We start from the raw sequence: 14,725 nt of genomic DNA, 5'->3' as shown, positions 1-14,725 counted from the left end.
GGGCTCCCGTAGCGTGTTCGCATGAACATGAGCCGTGCACGGGAGCGAGTGGTCGTCATCGGCGGCGACGCCGCGGGCATGTCGGCGGCGTCGCAGGCCCGCCGTCTGAAGGGCCCCGACGAGCTGGAGATCGTGGCGTTCGAACGCGGCCACTTCACGTCGTACTCGGCGTGCGGCATCCCCTACTGGGTCGGCGGCGACGTCACCGACCGGGACCGGCTCATCGCCCGCACGCCCGAGGAGCACCGCGCCCGGGACATCGATCTGCGGCTGCGCACCGAGGTGACGGAACTGGACCTCGACGGGCAGCGGGTACGCGCCCGTGACGTCGACTCGGGCGAGGAGTCCTGGACGTCGTACGACGACCTCGTGATCGCGACCGGCGCCCGGCCGATCCGGCCCGACATGCCCGGGGCCGGGGCGGCCGGGGTGCACGGCGTGCAGACGCTGGACGACGGCCAGGCCCTCCTCGACACGCTGGAGGGCACGCGGGGCCGCCGCGCCGTGGTCGTCGGGGCCGGTTACATCGGTGTGGAGATGGCCGAGGCCCTCATCAACCGCGGCTACGAGGTGACGGTCGTCAACCGCGGCAGCGAACCCATGTCCACTCTCGACCCCGACATGGGCCGCCTGGTGCACGAGGCCATGGAGGGCCTGGGCATCAGGATGGTCAACGACGCCGAGGTCACGAAGATCCTCACCGGGGGTGACGGACGGGTGCGGGCGGTGGTCACCGAGGACCGCGAGTTCCCGGCGGACGTCGTCGTGCTCGGCATCGGTGTCCGCCCCGAGACGGCCCTGGCGAAGGCCGCCGGGCTCCCCCTGGGCCCGCACGACGGTCTCCTCACGGACCGCTCGATGCGGGTGCGCGGCCACGAGAACATCTGGGCGGGCGGCGACTGCGTCGAAGTCCTCGACCTGGTCTCCGGCCAGGGCCGGCACATCCCGCTGGGCACCCACGCCAACAAGCACGGCCAGGTCATCGGCACCAACATCGGCGGCGGCTACGCCACCTTCCCGGGCGTGGTCGGCACGGCGGTCAGCAAGGTCTGCGACCTGGAGATCGCCCGCACGGGTCTGCGCGAGAAGGACGCCCACCGGGTGGGCCTGCGTTTCGAGTCGGTCACCATCGAGTCGACCAGCCGCGCGGGCTACTACCCGAACGCCTCCCCCATGACGGTCAAGATGCTCGCCGAGCACCGCACGGGCCGCCTGCTCGGCGTCCAGATCGTCGGCCGGGAGGGCGCGGGCAAGAGGGTCGACATCGCGGCGGTCGCCCTCACCGCGGGCATGACGGCGGAACAGATGACGGCCCTGGACCTCGGCTACGCCCCGCCCTTCTCCCCGGTCTGGGACCCGGTCCTGGTGGCGGCCCGCAAGGCGGCGGCGAAAGTGCGCAGTTCCCTGTGAGACGGGCGGGTCCGTGACCTCAGGGGCGCGGGGCTGTATCAATGTGCGGCTCCGCCGCGTGGGCGCGACAGGCCGCAGCGAACCCGCGCCCGGCAACGAACCCCGCACCCCCAGGCGAGGCCCTACGCCGTCCCGGCCGTACCGGTGATCCGGTCGATCGCCTGCCGCGCCTGCTCCGCCGGCGGCCGTGACGGCAACGAGGACACGGAAGCCGGCGCAGCCGTCACCGCCGGCGGCTGCTCCCCCGCCGGCTTCGCGTGCGAGGCCACCCGGGTCGACCGCAGCCGGTGACTCACCGCCTCCTCCAGCGTCACGGGCCGCCGCATCTGGGTGGCCAGCCGCCCCGCCTCCTGGCCGAGGCGTGCCACGTCCTCCCAGGGCAGCCGCACCACCAGCGTCAGCTCCGCCTCGCCGTCGGGCAGTGCGTGCATCGCGGGAGTAACTCGGTCGTTCATCGCCTGTTCCTCACGTCGGCCCCGCGACCCGCCTTCCCCGCGCCGCGGGCGGTTGCCGAGACATACGCACACCCCGGCGGCTGCGTTCAGCCCCGCGCCCTTTTCACCGGCGACTCGTCCGGTGCGGTCGGCACCCCTCAGCCGGTCATGGCCAGCCGCAGTCCCAGCCCGACGATGACCGTCCCCGTGATCCGGTCCAGCACGCGGCGTGCCGCGGGGCTCTGGAGCCGGACGCGCAGGGCGCGGGCGCAGCCGATGAGGGCCGCCGACCAGACCACACCCAGGGCCATGTGCACACAGGTGAGCAGTACACCGGTGGTGAAGTGCGGTGCGCTCGCGGGGATGAACTGCGGAAGCACGGCGACGTAGAAGACGCCCACCTTGGGGTTGAGCAGGTTGGTGAACGCGCCCTGCCGCCATCCCTCTCCCAGGCTGTTGCGGACGGTCACCCCGCCGGGGGCGTCCCCCGGCGTCGCACCCCGCGGGCGCAGCGTGTCCACCAGCATGCGCCCGCCGAGCCACAGCAGGTACACGACGCCCGCCCAGCGCAGGATCTCGTAGGCCGCAGGGGAGGCGGTGAGCACTGCCGCGAGCCCGAGGGACGTGAGGACTCCCCACATCAGGACGCCGGTCTGGACCCCCAGCACCACACCCCAGGCCCTGCGGTGGCGGCCGAGCGCGGCGGTCCGCAGGATGAGCGCGGTGTCGATGCCCGGGGTGAGGGTGAGCAGCCCGACGACCAGGACGAAGGACCACAGTGCGGAGTCAGGGGCCATGCGGGGAACCTTCCGTGGGCAGCAGCAGGACGTACCGGAGCTCCTGCCGGTAGGCCGGCAGGAGGACCTGCGAGGTGACGGTGATCGTCTCGGAGGAGACGTGGGGCAGGCGCAGTTCGTAGCGATGCCCGTGCCGGTACGCGAGGACCTTCGGACTCCGGTCCCACAGTCCGCGGCACACGGGGTCGTCCAGAACGGTGTCGCGCAGCGCGGCGAGGTCCTCGTCGTCGGGGCGGGTCACCAGTGCGAAACGCAGCAGGGCGAGGTACTGCCCGGCGTGCCGTGACCAGTCCACGATCTGCTCGCGGGCGGTGGCGGTGGTCAGCGCCCAGCGCATGAGGTTGGCGGCCGGTTCACGGACCCAGGGGAACCAGTGGGCCATGGCCGCGTTGTGGTCGAGGACGTTCCACGCGCGGTCGGTGAGGTAGCTGGGGAAGTCGGTCTGCGCCGAGGCGAGTTCCGCCAACTCGTCCACGACGTCCGACGGGCTCTCGCCCTCGTCCGACTGTCCGCCCGCATCGCCGAGCGCATACCCGTACAGCGCCATGCGTTCGTCGGGACCGAGCAGCAAAGCCCGGGAAAGGCGTTCGAGCACCTCGGTGGAGAGCGGTACACGCAGGCCGGTCTCGAGATTCCGATACCAGCGTTCGCTCACACACATCCGGTCGGCCACTTCCTTTTGGGGTAACGGTCTCCCTCTGTTCATTTTGCTGCCCGCTTCCGCCCGCCAAACGCGTAGCAGATCGGGCAGCACACCGGTGCCGCATTTTCCGTCCGACACGGAAGAAACAGACTGGACGTGACGTGACACTGCTCGGAAACACTCCCTCTGCGTATTGCCGGGAGAACACACCGTAACAAGGGCGGAAGTGACTCGCGAAAGCAGGTCGGCGAGAAGTGAAGGCCGTCACACCGGCCTACGGCGGCCCACGGAGGCCCCTGGGGGCATACGCCCTGCTGGTCGCGCCACAACCGGAGAACCGGCAGAAAATTGCCGGTTGCCGACCGGTCGTCCGCCCTGTTCCGAGGACCCCTTCCCGGAATTCCACCTCTGCAAAGGAACGGCAAAAGGCTGCCGGTTGACGGGCGTCGCCGACCGCTGGCAGCATCACCGCCGTGTGCCGCTCACCCATCCATTGCGGAACGGTTGCATACGATCCTCACCAGCATGAGGGGCGGATTTCCGACCGCATTCAGTGCACCACTCAATTCGCTTCGATTCGTCAATCCAGCCCGCCATCAGGGCATTCTGCGGCCCCTTGTCCGCCGCATTTCTCCGGCCTACGGCCAGGCGATCCCGCAGGTTTTTCCGCTGTCCAGCGCTTCGAACACCTCACACCCCAGGAGTGCGTATGACCGTCTTCGCCGCCGAGCCCGGCACGATCACCGGCTCTCCCCTTCCCGGGGACAGCAGCAGTCTGCACCGGGTGGCCCAGGACCTCGCCCGGGGCGTGAGGACCGCCCGCCCCGTGCGGGAGACCCTCGCCAACCGGGAGCTGGCGAAGGTCCTCTCGTCCTGGGACTCCTCCCCCGCTCCCGTGCACCCCGACGCGCTCGTCGCACCCCTCTTCCCCGAGCCGCCGCCCGCGGCGGGTGTCCCCTTCCTGCCGAAGGAGCGGCTCCTGTCGCCGGAGGAGAAGAGCGCCGCCGCCGACGCCTTCGCTCGGGTGCTGGAGACCTGCGAGTTCACGAGCGGCCCCGCGGTCACCGCCTTCGAGGACGCCGTGGCCGACTACCTGGCCCTGTCCTGCGCCGTCGCGACCGGCAGCGGGACCGACGCGCTCATCATCGCCCTGCGTGCCGTGGGAGTCGGGCCGGGCGACGAGGTGATCATGCCGGCCAACAGCTTCGCCGCCACCGAGAACGCGGTCTTCGCCTGTGGCGCCGTGCCCGTGCTCGCCGATGTGACCACGCCGGACGGCAACCTGGACCCCGAGTCGGTGGCGGAGCGGATCACCCCGCGCACCGTGGCGGTGCTCCCCGTCCATCTGTACGGCAAGCTCGCCGACATGGCAGGGCTGCGGGCCGTCGCCGACCGGCACGGGCTGCGGATCGTCGAGGACGCCTGCCAGGCGCTCGGCGTGACCGGTGTGGGGCAGTACTCCGACGCGGCCGCCCTCAGCTTCAACCCGTACAAGAACGTCGGGCTGTGCGGGAAGGCCGGTGCCGTCGTCACCGGCTCGGCCGAGATCGCCGAGCGCTGCCGGGTGATCGGCTACCACGGCTTCGAGCCGGGCCGGAAGAACGTCAAGTGCGAGGCGTTCGGGCTCAACGCCCGCATCGACAACACCATGGCCGCGATCGGCCTGGCCCTGCTGCCCTGGACCAGCCTGCGCGGGCTGCGGCGCACTTGCCTCGCCCGGCGCTACGTCGACGCGCTGCGCCCCCTCGTCGAGGAGGGCGTGCTTGAAGCGCCCGCCTTCGCCCCCGACCACTCCTGGCACCTGTTCCCCGTGCTGCCGACCGGCGGCGGGGCGGTCCGCGACGCCGTGCTGGAGGACCTGGCGCGGACGAGCCGGGTGGAGGCGGACGTCTACTACCCGGTCCTGACGCACGAGCAGGGGACACCCGTGCGCGAGCGGCTCTTCGGACAGGCACACCTGCCCCGGACCGAGTGGCTGCACCACCGCGTACTGCACCTGCCGCTGCACGCGGGCCTGTCCCTCGGCGAGCAGGACCGCGTGGTCGAAGCGCTGTACGCCGCGATGCGCCGGGCCCGGTGACGGCATGACCGACACCCTGTCCTCCGATGCCGCCGGCGTCCCGGCCCCGGATCCGCCGCCCCACCTGCGTCTTCCGGAGCCGGCCGGCTGGGCCGCGTTCTCCGACTTCGACGAGACCTACCTGGCCCATGCCGCGACCCCCGGGCAACGGGCCCACCTGGCCGCGCTGGAGGAGTTCCTGCTGACGGAGGCCGTGGAGCACGGCCTGCTGTTCGGCTGGGTCACGGGCAGCTCGCTGGCCTCCGTGCGGGAGAAGATGGCGCGCTGCGGCGCCCGCGTCCTGCCGCACTTCGTGGCCGGCGCGCTGGGCACCGAGCTGACGTTCTTCCCCGACGGCATCGCCCGCCCGGACCCCGAGTGGCGGCAACTGCTGCTGGACAGCGGATTCGACCGGGCCCGGGTCGCCGAGGCCGTGGACCGCCTCGCCCGGCTCGGAGTCGGGCTGTTCCCGCAGAACGCCCCGCACACCGGGAACCCGACCGAGTTCCTGGTCAGCCACTACTTCCGCTCCCTCGGCGACCCGCAGCGCGACGAGCAGAGCCTCGCCCTCGTGCGGGACCTCGCCGACGAGTACGGCCTCGGGATCAACGTGAGCCGCTGCAACCCCGCCACCGGGGATCCCGCCGACTGCTACGACGTCGACTTCCTGCCTCAGGTGTGCGGGAAGCGCAACGTCGTCCGGCACCTGTGTGCCCGTTTCGGCGTCGCGCCGGAGCGGACCCTCGCCTTCGGCGACAGCGGCAACGACCTGGAGATGCTGGGCGCCGTGCGCCACGGCTACCTCGTCGCCAACTGCACGCCCGAAGCCAGGAGCCGCTTCCCGCAGGTGTCGCCCCACCCGCACACGCGGGCTCTCCTCACCGCCTTCCGTCACCACCTCGGCCGCTGACCCGCTCCCCCGGCCCGGCAGGTCCGGGCCGGCGGGCCGTCCCTGAAGAAGAGGCAGACCATGCAGATAGGAATCATCGGCGCCGGCGGCATCGCTCTCGCCCACCTGCGCGCCGCCGAGACCGTCCCCGGCGTCGTACCGGCAGGGGTGTACGACGTGCTGCCCGACAAGGCGGCGGAACTGGCCGAGCGCTTCGGCTGCCCCGTCTTCTCCTCGACGACCGAGCTGTACCGGCATGTCGACGCCGTCGTCATCGCCTCGCCCAACCACACGCACGCCGACTACGCCGTGGAGGCCGTCCGGCACGGCAGGCACGTGCTCTGCGAGAAGCCGATGACGACGACGGTGGCGGAGGCCGAGCGCATCACGGCACTGGCCGAGGAGAGCGGCCTGGTGTGCGCCATGGGTTTCAACTACCGCTATCTGGAGGCCATCGGCGAGATCAGGAACCTGGTACGGAGCGGGGAGCTGGGTTCCATCCTCTTCGCGGAGGCCGGCTTCCGCCGCGGCAGCGCGCTGACCCGTTCCCGTTTCACCTGGCGGGACAGCGCTCTGGGCCGTTCCACCAGCGGTTCCCTCGGCGACCTGGGCGTGCATCTGGTCGACATGCTCGACCGCCTCTTCGACAGCCCGGTCGACAGCACGAGCTGCCGCACCAAGCTCCAGGTCAACGTGCCGCAGAAGGAGGGCCAGGACGTCCAGGTCGACGACTACGCCTTCGTCAGCGGCCGGCTGGAGAACGGCACCTTCTTCAACCTGGTCACCTCCAAGTCCTCGCTGCCGGAGGAACTCGGCTTCTCGCTGAAGATCATCGGCGACCGCAAGGAGCTGTACTACCACTCCAAGGACGACACGACGTACTTCCTGAAGTCCCGTGTCACCTGGGAGCAGGGCACGTTCACCCGCGAGGAGACGCTCGCCTCGCCGCCCGGTGAGGTGCCCGGCTGGAGCGACACCTTCCGGCACCAGCTGCGGGAATGGCGCGACGCGGTCGCCGCGCGGGACACCGGCGGCGCACGCAGCTCCGACAGTGCCCTGGCCCGCTTCGGCGACGGACTGCGCAGCCAGCGGGTGCTGGAGCGCCTGCTGGCGGGCGACCAGAGCCACGCGCTCGCCGCCCCGGTGTCCTCGTGACCCCGCACGACGTACCCGGCGGGGGCGCCGCACGGAAGAGGAACGTCCGGTGACCGGGACCTCGACGCGGGCCGCGCCACCCGGCTCCACCGTGACGCGGCCCCTGTTCAGCCCGTTCGCCGTCGTCGCGTCGTGTGTGGGCTTCGCCCTGATCGGGGCCCTTCAGGCGCTGTACGGCCCGGCGATCCCCGCGTTCCGCGCGGAGTTCGGCCTGTCGCCGGCCGGCGCCGGGCTGAGCCTGAGCGCTCACTTCGTCGGCGGCGTGGCCGGTGTGCTGCTGCTCAACCGGGTGCACGGCCGGCTGGGCAACAGAACCCTGCTGTCCGCCTCCTACGCGCTGATGGCTCTCGGCGGGGCCGGTTTCGCGCTGGCCCCCACCTGGCCGTGGGCGCTGGTCTGCGCGCTGGTGACCGGGGTGGGCTTCGGCGGCATCGACTACGGCCTCAACCAGCTGTTCTCGGTGGGCTTCGGCCGCCGCAGCCCGGCCATGCTCAACATCATCGGCGCGGCCTACGGCCTCGGTGCCGTGGGCGGCCCCGCGCTCCTCGGGCTGCTGGGCCCGGGCGAGTACCCGGCCGTCTTCGCCGGGTTCGCCGCGCTGTCCGCCGTACTGGTGCTGGCGCAGCGCGGCGTCCGCGAGGGAGGGGAGACCCCCGCCCCGGCGCCGTCCGACGGGCAAGACGAGGAGGGCAAGGAGGGCTCTCCCGGACTGCGGGGCTCGGTGGCCCTGGTCGTCACGGTCTTCATCGTGCTGTACGTCCTGATGGTGGCGGTGGAGACCGGGGTCGGCGGATGGGAGCCGACGCATCTGGAGTCCGTCGGGCACGACGCGGCGACCGCGGCCACGGCGACCTCGGCCTTCTGGCTGATGGTGACCGTGGGCCGGCTGCTGGTCGCACCGCTGACGCTGCGCTGGTCCGTGCAGACGATCATGGTCGTCAGCTCCGTCGGCATGGTGGCCTGCCTCCTGCTCGCCCTGATCCCGGCTGCCGCGCCGTACGCGTACGCCGGTGTCGGCCTCTTCCACGCGCCGATCTTCCCCACGGGGCTGCCGTGGCTGTCCCGGGCGGTACCGCGGGCGCGCCGGGCCGGAGCCTATGTGATCGCCGCCTCGATGATCGGCGGGGTGGCAGCCGGGCCGGTGCTCGGCAAGGGCATCGAACTGGCCGGTGTCGACGCCGTACCGGTGCTGCTGGCCCTGCCCGCGGCCGGTTGTCTCGCGGCCACCTGGTGGCTGATCCGGGCCACCGGGGACCGTCCGCCGTCCTGAACCGCGAACGCGCTCACGTGAGAGGCTGTCATGCTGTACGAGAACGCCGACGACGTCATACTCGACGATGTCTTCCTCGGTCTCGCCGGGTTCATCCCCGGAGTGGAACTCGCCCTGAAGCTGGAGGGGTTGAACCCGGCCGGGTCGATCAAACTGAAAGCGGCCGTGGGACTCGTGGAGGCCGCCGAGAACAGCGGCGCCCTCGTCCCCGGCGGCCATGTCATCGAGTCCTCGTCGGGCAACCTGGGCATCGCGCTCAGCTCGGTCTGCGCGTCCCGGGGATACGCCTTCACCTGCGTGGTGGACCCGAACACCTCGCAGCAGAGCAAGGCGTTGATGCGAGCCCTGGGAGCCGAGGTGGTCCTGGTCGGCGAACGCGACGCGTGCGGTGGCTATCTACAGTCCCGCATCGACTACATCGCGGCACGGCTGCGCGAGCACCCGTGGCTGGTGTGGCCGAACCAGTACGCGAACCAGGCCAATCCCCAGGCGCACCACGACATGACCGCACCCTCGATCATCAAGCAGTTCCCCACGGTCGACCACCTGTTCGTCGGGGCGGGCACCACCGGGACGCTGATGGGTGTGGCCCGGTACTTCCGGCACTACTCGCCGCACACCCGGATCGTCGCCGTGGACACGGAAGGGTCGATCACCTTCGGCTTCCCCCCGGGCCCCCGGCGCATCCCCGGACTCGGCACCAGCCGCCGGCCCGAGATCTTCCGTCCCGGTCAGGCCGACGAGACCGTCCTGGTGCCGGAGGCGGACGCGATCCGCATGTGCCGCCGGCTCGCGGCCGAACGCGGTCTGCTCCTCGGCGGGTCGACCGGCGCGGTGCTCGCGGGCGTGCAGCGTCTGCGCGCGGACATTCCCTCCGGGGCCCGGGTGGTGGCGATCTCCCCGGACAACGGCGACCGCTACCTCCAGACCGTCTACAGCGACGAATGGGTCCTCGACCACTACTCCCCCACCGCCCTGGAAACAGCCGGATAAACCCCGCGAACACCGACTCGGAGAACAGGAACAGCACATGTTCGAATTCAGCGTCATAGGCGGCCGGACGGCCCGGCAGATCATCGCCGACCACCGTCCCGGCATCGTGAGCGAGGTCAGGGAGACCTACCTCACCCACCGGGCCGGGGACACGGTGAACCCGGACAGCCACTTCCTCCGCTTCCCGGAGAAGCCGGACAGCCGGATCATCGCCCTGCCCGCCTATCTCGGCGGCAAACACGGCCTGGCGGGGATCAAGTGGATCTCCAGCTTCCCGCACAACATCGACCAGGGCGTGCCCCGCGCCTCGGCGGCCCTGCTGCTCAACGACTACACGACCGGCTACCCCTTCGCCCTGCTGGAGGCGTCCCAGATCAGCGCCGCCCGCACCGCGGCCTCCGCGGTCCTGGCCGCCGAGGTGCTCACGGGCGGCACCGCCGCACGGCGGGTCCTGCTGGTGGGCGGCGGCATCATCGCCCGCAACATCACGGAGTTCTTCGCCGCCCGGGGCTGGACCTTCGACAGTCTCGCGGTCCACGACCGCAGCCCGGAGTACGCCGCGGCGCTGGCCGACCACACCTCCACCCGGCTCGGGTACGCCGCGGAGGCGGTGTCCGACCTGCCGGCCGAGCTGGAGAAGGCCGACGTCGTCGTCCTCGCCACCACGGCCGCCGTGCCGCACATCGTCGACCCGGACTCCTTCGCCCCGGGGCAGCTGGTGCTGAACATCTCGCTGCGGGACATCGCGCCGGAGATCATCGCGGAGTCGTACAACGTGGTCGACGACGTCGAGCACTGCCTCAAGGCCGACACCTCCGTGCACCTGGCCGAGCAGAAGTACGGCCACCGCGACTTCATCAGCGGGACGCTCGCCGACGTCATGCGGGGCGACGCCGTGGTGGGCCGCGACAGGCCCCTGGTCTTCTCGCCGTTCGGACTCGGCGTCCTGGATCTCGCGGTCGGCGCCTTCGTCTACCAGAAGGCCGTGGAGGCCGGCTCCCACACCGTCATCGAGGACTTCTTCGGGGAGACCCGGCGCTGGTGAGCCGCCGGACCGCAGCGTCCGCCGTCCGTTCGCGCCTCTCCCCCCTTCAGAAAGAGGACCAGCCATGCAGCCCGCCCGCTTCGTTCCCGGCCCGCCCGTTCTCCAGCCGGAGCGCGGGATCTTCTCCCTCGGTGAACTGACGTCCGAGACCGTGCACCGACTGGCGCGCCGCGCCTGCGACTTCTACGACGACCCGGACGCCGGCGGACGCCCGCTGCACGGCCGGACGGTCGGGGTCCTGTTCACCCGGACCTCCACCCGGACCCGCACCGCGTTCACGGCGGGTGCCATCAAACTCGGGGGCGCACCTGTGACGTTCGGTCCGGACGACCTCCAGACGAACACGGGCGAATCACTCACGGACACCGGTCGCGTGCTCGGTTCCATGCTGGACCTGCTGGTGGCCCGGACCGCGGGCCCACTGGCCGAGCTGCGCACGCTCTCCGGCTCCGGCGGCATCCCGGTGGTCAACGCCATGGCGACCGAGGAGCACCCCACCCAGGGCATCTGTGACCTGGCCACCATCTCCCTGGTCAGGGGCGGCCTCGAAGGCGTGAACGTGCTGTACCTCGGGGAGGGCAACAACACGGCGACGGCCCTGGCCCAGGGGCTGTCGCACGTGCCCGGCTGCCGGGTCGTCTTCGCCACCCCGCGCGGTTACGGGCTCCCCGCACAGGTGCTGGAGGAGACCGCGGCACGTGCCGCCGAGCACGGCGCGGAGGTGGTCGAGACCCACTCTCTGGACGAGCTGCCCGACCGGGTCGACTTCGTCTACACCACCCGCTGGCAGACGACCGGCACCAGCAAGGGCGACGCGCACTGGCGGGAGGCGTTCCGGCCCTTCCACGTCGACGACGCCCTCATGAACCGCTGGCCGGACGCCTGGTTCCTGCACGACCTGCCGGCGCACCGCGGTGACGAGGTCGCGGCCGGCGTGCTGGACGGGGAGCGGTCCGTGGCCTGGCTCCAGGCCCGGATGAAGCTCACCAGCGCCATGGCGGCACTCGAATGGGCGGTCGGGACGACCTGAGCCCCGGCGGTGCCGGCGGGGGCCCGGGCCGCCTCAGCGCGCGGTCTGCGTGTGCACGTGCTCCACCAGCCGGGTCAGCGCGTCCGGGTCGGTGGACGGCATGACGCCGTGACCGAGGTTGAAGACGTGGCCCTCCAGGTCCTTCGCCGACTCCAGGACCTCACGGGTCTTGGCCTCGACGGCCTCCGTCGGGGCGAACAGCACGGTCGGGTCGAGGTTGCCCTGGAGCGCCTTGCCGGGGCCGATGCGGCGGGCGGCCTCGTCCATCGGGACGCGCCAGTCGACGCCGACGACGTCCGCGCCGGCCTCGCTCATGAGCGGGAGCAGCTCGCCGGTGCCGACCCCGAAGTGGATGCGCGGGACGCCGTAGCCGGCCACGGCGTCGAAGACCTTGGCCGACGCCGGCAGCACCGAGCGGCGGTAGTCGACGGGGGCCAGCGCACCGGCCCAGGAGTCGAACAGCTGCACCGCCGAGGCGCCCGCCTCGATCTGCACCTTCAGGAACGCGGCGGTGATGTCCGCGAGGCGGTCGAGCAGGTCGGCCCACAGCTCCGGGTCGCCGTACATCATCGCCTTGGCGTTCTCGTAGGTGCGGGACGGGCCGCCCTCGACGAGGTAGCTGGCGAGGGTGAAGGGGGCGCCGGCGAAGCCGATGAGGGGCGTGGCGCCGAGCTCGCGGGTGAGCAGACCGATGGCCTCCGTGACGTAGGAGACGTCCTCGGGGGTCAGGTCGCGCAGCTGCGCGAGGTCGGCGCGGGTGCGGATCGGGTGCTCGACGACCGGGCCGACGCCGGGCTTGATGTCGAGGTCGATGCCGATGGCCTTGAGCGGGACGACGATGTCGCTGAAGTAGATCGCCGCGTCCACGCCGTGCCGGCGCACCGGCTGGAGGGTGATCTCGGTGACCAGTTCGGGCCGCATGCAGGATTCGAGCATCGGGATGCCCTCGCGCACCTTGCGGTACTCCGGCAGTGAGCGCCCGGCCTGCCGCATGAACCACACCGGCGTGTGCGGTACGGGCTCGCGCCGGCAGGCCTTGAGGAAGGCGGAGTCGTATGCGGCGGACGGCTGCTGGGCCCTGGGGGCGTCGTTGGCACTCACGGGGCCAAGTTTCGCACGCCGCCGGACAGCACTATTCAGCCCCTGGACAGGCGCGGGGTGTCTAGCCCCGCACCCGGGCTCCGGTCCCCGTAATCTTCCCGCATGGCTGCGGCTCAGGGACGACTGTCGGACGGCGCTGGCGGTATGGACGAAGCGAAGGACACCGAGAACGACCGGCGGGAGGCGGACTCCGCCCCGCTGCCCTTCCGGGCCGCCGTCGACGCGCTGCGGGCGGCGCGGCTGCGGCCCCAGATCGAGGTCGAGCCGACGCCCGCGCCGAAGCGGCTCGCCCCCTACTCCTACGCGCTGGAGGCGGCTGTCGTCGACGGCGACCAGGACCTGGCCGACGGCCGGCTGGTGCTGCTGCACGACCCGGCCGGGCACGACGCGTGGCGCGGGACGTTCCGGCTGGTGACGCTGGTGCGCGCGGAGCTGGAGCCGGAGATGGCGGCGGATCCGCTGCTGCCGGAGGTGTGCTGGTCCTGGCTGACCGGTGCGTTGCAGACGCGCGGGCTGACGTACGGGGAGCCGAGCGGCACCGTCACGCGCGCGAGCTCCCACTACTTCGGCGGTCTGTCCGCGCGTCCGGCCGCCTCGCAGATCGAGATCCGCGCGTCGTGGACGCCGCGCGAGGGCCTGGGCGGTGTCCCGGACACGGCCGCGCACCTGGCGTCCTGGTGCGATCTGCTCGCCCAGATCGCGGGGCTGCCCCCGGCCGGTCCGGGCGACGCGTCCGTGGTGACTCTGCCCCAGCGGCGAGGGCCGCAGTCCCGCTGACCGATTCCCGGAACACCCCTTGATCGACCCCTGACCGCCTCGCACTGATCGACCTTGTGCGGGGCGGTCAACCATGTCCTGCCGACGATCACACCTGAGTACCCCTCTTGGCCGAATCACTTTGTCGATACGGCCACTTTCGACCGCGTACCGACGCAGACCGAAACCGTTCCACCTTCGAATGATCGACCGCGTGTCCGAATTGCACGGATTGTTATCACTGAATCGTGATCATTCTCTAAAGGCGGACGGGTTCGGTGCCGAAGACGACTGTGACCTTGAAAGCACGGTTCGTCCCGGCTTCACCCCCACGAGCCGGCCCCGTCCCGCACCCCAGGAGGCCTGGTGTCCGTTCTCCTCGAGCAGCCCGCAAGCCTGGTCGCCTACCGCCCGAACAAGCCGACCGCCATGGTGGTCGTGGCCGACCCGCGCGTCCGCTCCACCGTCACCCGCCACCTGTGGGCGCTCGGTGTGCGCGACGTCATCGAGGCCTCGTCCATCGCGGAGGCTCGTCCCCGCATCGGCAACCCCCGCGACATCTGTGTCGCCGACGTCCACCTGCCGGACGGTTCCGGCCTCACCCTGCTGTCGGAGACCCGCGCCGCGGGCTGGCCCAACGGGCTCGCCCTCTCCGCCGCCGACGACATCGGCGCGGTGCGCAACGCACTCGCCGGCGGAGTGAAGGGATACGTCGTCACCGGCACCCGTACCAACGTCGGGCTCCCCACCCGGCCGGGCGCCGCCCCCATCGGCGCCGCCGCCGCACGACTGCACCGCCGCCCCCCGGGTGCCCCGAGCCACCCGGGCGGCTACCGCGAACTGTCCGGCCGCGAGGTCGAGGTGCTGCGGCTGGTCGCGGAAGGCCAGTCGAACAAGGCGATCGGCGTCTCGATGGGCCTGTCCGCCCTGACCGTCAAGAGCCACCTCGCCCGTATCGCCCGCAAGCTCGGCACGGGCGACCGGGCGGGCATGGTCGCGGTGGCGCTGCGGACCGGGATCATCCACTGACCCGCTCCGCCGTGACCCTTCGTGATCCTTCCCGCACGTGAGCGGGACCGCCCGCCGGCCCCCTTCATGTCACGCACGGTTCGCGAACCCGCCGCTTCCCCGACATGACTGGTT

Annotated in this window: 14 protein-coding genes; 10 read left to right on the top strand and 4 right to left on the bottom strand. The window is 71.7% G+C overall.

What is annotated here, in order from left to right:
• The first annotated feature begins 21 nt into the window (after nucleotides 1-21).
• Nucleotides 22-1,410, top strand: a complete 1,389-nt coding sequence (locus AB0E85_RS22540; protein ID WP_361929940.1) for an FAD-dependent oxidoreductase — start codon at nucleotides 22-24, stop codon at nucleotides 1,408-1,410.
• A gap of 122 nt (nucleotides 1,411-1,532) precedes the next feature.
• On the opposite strand, the gene AB0E85_RS22535 is transcribed toward AB0E85_RS22540, so the two are convergent.
• The 3 genes from AB0E85_RS22535 to AB0E85_RS22525 form a co-directional block, all read right to left on the bottom strand.
• On the bottom strand, nucleotides 1,533-1,865 hold the full coding sequence (locus AB0E85_RS22535) for a hypothetical protein (protein ID WP_078625166.1): 333 nt from the start codon (nucleotides 1,863-1,865) through the stop codon (nucleotides 1,533-1,535).
• Between the two features lie 137 nt (nucleotides 1,866-2,002).
• A complete protein-coding gene (locus AB0E85_RS22530) occupies nucleotides 2,003-2,641 on the bottom strand; it encodes a LysE family translocator (RefSeq protein WP_361929937.1) in 639 nt (212 codons plus the stop codon).
• Nucleotides 2,631-3,395: a helix-turn-helix transcriptional regulator gene (locus AB0E85_RS22525; RefSeq protein WP_361929987.1), complete on the bottom strand. Its 765-nt coding sequence runs from the start codon at nucleotides 3,393-3,395 to the stop codon at nucleotides 2,631-2,633. Before AB0E85_RS22525 ends, AB0E85_RS22530 begins: the two co-directional genes overlap by 11 nt.
• A gap of 598 nt (nucleotides 3,396-3,993) precedes the next feature.
• Between AB0E85_RS22525 and AB0E85_RS22520 the strand changes: the two genes are divergently transcribed.
• The 7 genes from AB0E85_RS22520 (at nucleotide 3,994) to AB0E85_RS22490 (ending at nucleotide 11,725) form a co-directional block, all read left to right on the top strand.
• Nucleotides 3,994-5,364 (top strand): DegT/DnrJ/EryC1/StrS family aminotransferase, encoded by a 1,371-nt coding sequence (locus AB0E85_RS22520; protein WP_361929935.1) that lies wholly within the window; start codon nucleotides 3,994-3,996, stop codon nucleotides 5,362-5,364.
• A gap of 4 nt (nucleotides 5,365-5,368) precedes the next feature.
• Complete coding sequence (locus AB0E85_RS22515) at nucleotides 5,369-6,253, top strand: HAD-IIB family hydrolase (RefSeq protein ID WP_361929931.1); 885 nt, start codon at nucleotides 5,369-5,371, stop codon at nucleotides 6,251-6,253.
• A gap of 60 nt (nucleotides 6,254-6,313) precedes the next feature.
• Nucleotides 6,314-7,387 (top strand): Gfo/Idh/MocA family oxidoreductase, encoded by a 1,074-nt coding sequence (locus AB0E85_RS22510; RefSeq protein ID WP_361929929.1) that lies wholly within the window; start codon nucleotides 6,314-6,316, stop codon nucleotides 7,385-7,387.
• A 49-nt stretch (nucleotides 7,388-7,436) separates the two neighbouring features.
• Nucleotides 7,437-8,657: an MFS transporter gene (locus AB0E85_RS22505; RefSeq protein ID WP_361929926.1), complete on the top strand. Its 1,221-nt coding sequence runs from the start codon at nucleotides 7,437-7,439 to the stop codon at nucleotides 8,655-8,657.
• Between the two features lie 30 nt (nucleotides 8,658-8,687).
• The gene (gene sbnA / locus AB0E85_RS22500) at nucleotides 8,688-9,650 is read left to right on the top strand and encodes a 2,3-diaminopropionate biosynthesis protein SbnA (protein ID WP_361929924.1); all 963 of its coding nucleotides are present in this window, start codon (nucleotides 8,688-8,690) and stop codon (nucleotides 9,648-9,650) included.
• A 37-nt stretch (nucleotides 9,651-9,687) separates the two neighbouring features.
• Nucleotides 9,688-10,695, top strand: coding sequence for a 2,3-diaminopropionate biosynthesis protein SbnB (gene sbnB / locus AB0E85_RS22495; protein WP_361929921.1), 1,008 nt, complete (start codon nucleotides 9,688-9,690; stop codon nucleotides 10,693-10,695).
• Nucleotides 10,696-10,759: 64 nt separating this feature from the next.
• Nucleotides 10,760-11,725: an ornithine carbamoyltransferase gene (locus tag AB0E85_RS22490; RefSeq protein WP_361929918.1), complete on the top strand. Its 966-nt coding sequence runs from the start codon at nucleotides 10,760-10,762 to the stop codon at nucleotides 11,723-11,725.
• 33 nt (nucleotides 11,726-11,758) lie between these two features.
• On the opposite strand, the gene hemE is transcribed toward AB0E85_RS22490, so the two are convergent.
• On the bottom strand, nucleotides 11,759-12,826 hold the full coding sequence (gene hemE, locus AB0E85_RS22485; protein ID WP_361929916.1) for a uroporphyrinogen decarboxylase: 1,068 nt from the start codon (nucleotides 12,824-12,826) through the stop codon (nucleotides 11,759-11,761).
• 102 nt (nucleotides 12,827-12,928) lie between these two features.
• Here hemE and AB0E85_RS22480 point away from each other — a divergent pair, with 102 nt between their 5' ends.
• On the top strand, nucleotides 12,929-13,603 hold the full coding sequence (locus AB0E85_RS22480; RefSeq protein ID WP_361929913.1) for a DUF3000 domain-containing protein: 675 nt from the start codon (nucleotides 12,929-12,931) through the stop codon (nucleotides 13,601-13,603).
• A 345-nt stretch (nucleotides 13,604-13,948) separates the two neighbouring features.
• Nucleotides 13,949-14,611 carry a response regulator transcription factor gene (locus AB0E85_RS22475; protein ID WP_003993737.1) on the top strand — a complete coding sequence of 221 codons (663 nt, stop codon included), beginning with the start codon at nucleotides 13,949-13,951 and terminating at the stop codon, nucleotides 14,609-14,611.
• The last annotated feature ends 114 nt before the right edge of the window (nucleotides 14,612-14,725 follow it).

Origin of the sequence: Streptomyces sp. NPDC029044 (genome assembly GCF_040637495.1) — a bacterium.
Lineage (GTDB): Bacteria > Actinomycetota > Actinomycetes > Streptomycetales > Streptomycetaceae > Streptomyces.
This window is presented reverse-complemented; position numbering and strand designations above follow the sequence as displayed.

Bases quoted from the DNA above. Each gene is read 5' to 3' on its own strand.
- AB0E85_RS22540 (WP_361929940.1), top strand. From the start codon at position 22: ATGAACATGAGCCGTGCACGGGAGCGAGTGGTCGTCATCGGCGGCGAC.
- AB0E85_RS22535 (WP_078625166.1), bottom strand. From the start codon at position 1,865: ATGAACGACCGAGTTACTCCCGCGATGCACGCACTGCCCGACGGCGAG.
- AB0E85_RS22530 (WP_361929937.1), bottom strand. From the start codon at position 2,641: ATGGCCCCTGACTCCGCACTGTGGTCCTTCGTCCTGGTCGTCGGGCTG.
- AB0E85_RS22520 (WP_361929935.1), top strand. From the start codon at position 3,994: ATGACCGTCTTCGCCGCCGAGCCCGGCACGATCACCGGCTCTCCCCTT.
- AB0E85_RS22515 (WP_361929931.1), top strand. From the start codon at position 5,369: ATGACCGACACCCTGTCCTCCGATGCCGCCGGCGTCCCGGCCCCGGAT.
- AB0E85_RS22510 (WP_361929929.1), top strand. From the start codon at position 6,314: ATGCAGATAGGAATCATCGGCGCCGGCGGCATCGCTCTCGCCCACCTG.
- sbnA (WP_361929924.1), top strand. From the start codon at position 8,688: ATGCTGTACGAGAACGCCGACGACGTCATACTCGACGATGTCTTCCTC.
- sbnB (WP_361929921.1), top strand. From the start codon at position 9,688: ATGTTCGAATTCAGCGTCATAGGCGGCCGGACGGCCCGGCAGATCATC.
- AB0E85_RS22490 (WP_361929918.1), top strand. From the start codon at position 10,760: ATGCAGCCCGCCCGCTTCGTTCCCGGCCCGCCCGTTCTCCAGCCGGAG.
- AB0E85_RS22480 (WP_361929913.1), top strand. From the start codon at position 12,929: ATGGCTGCGGCTCAGGGACGACTGTCGGACGGCGCTGGCGGTATGGAC.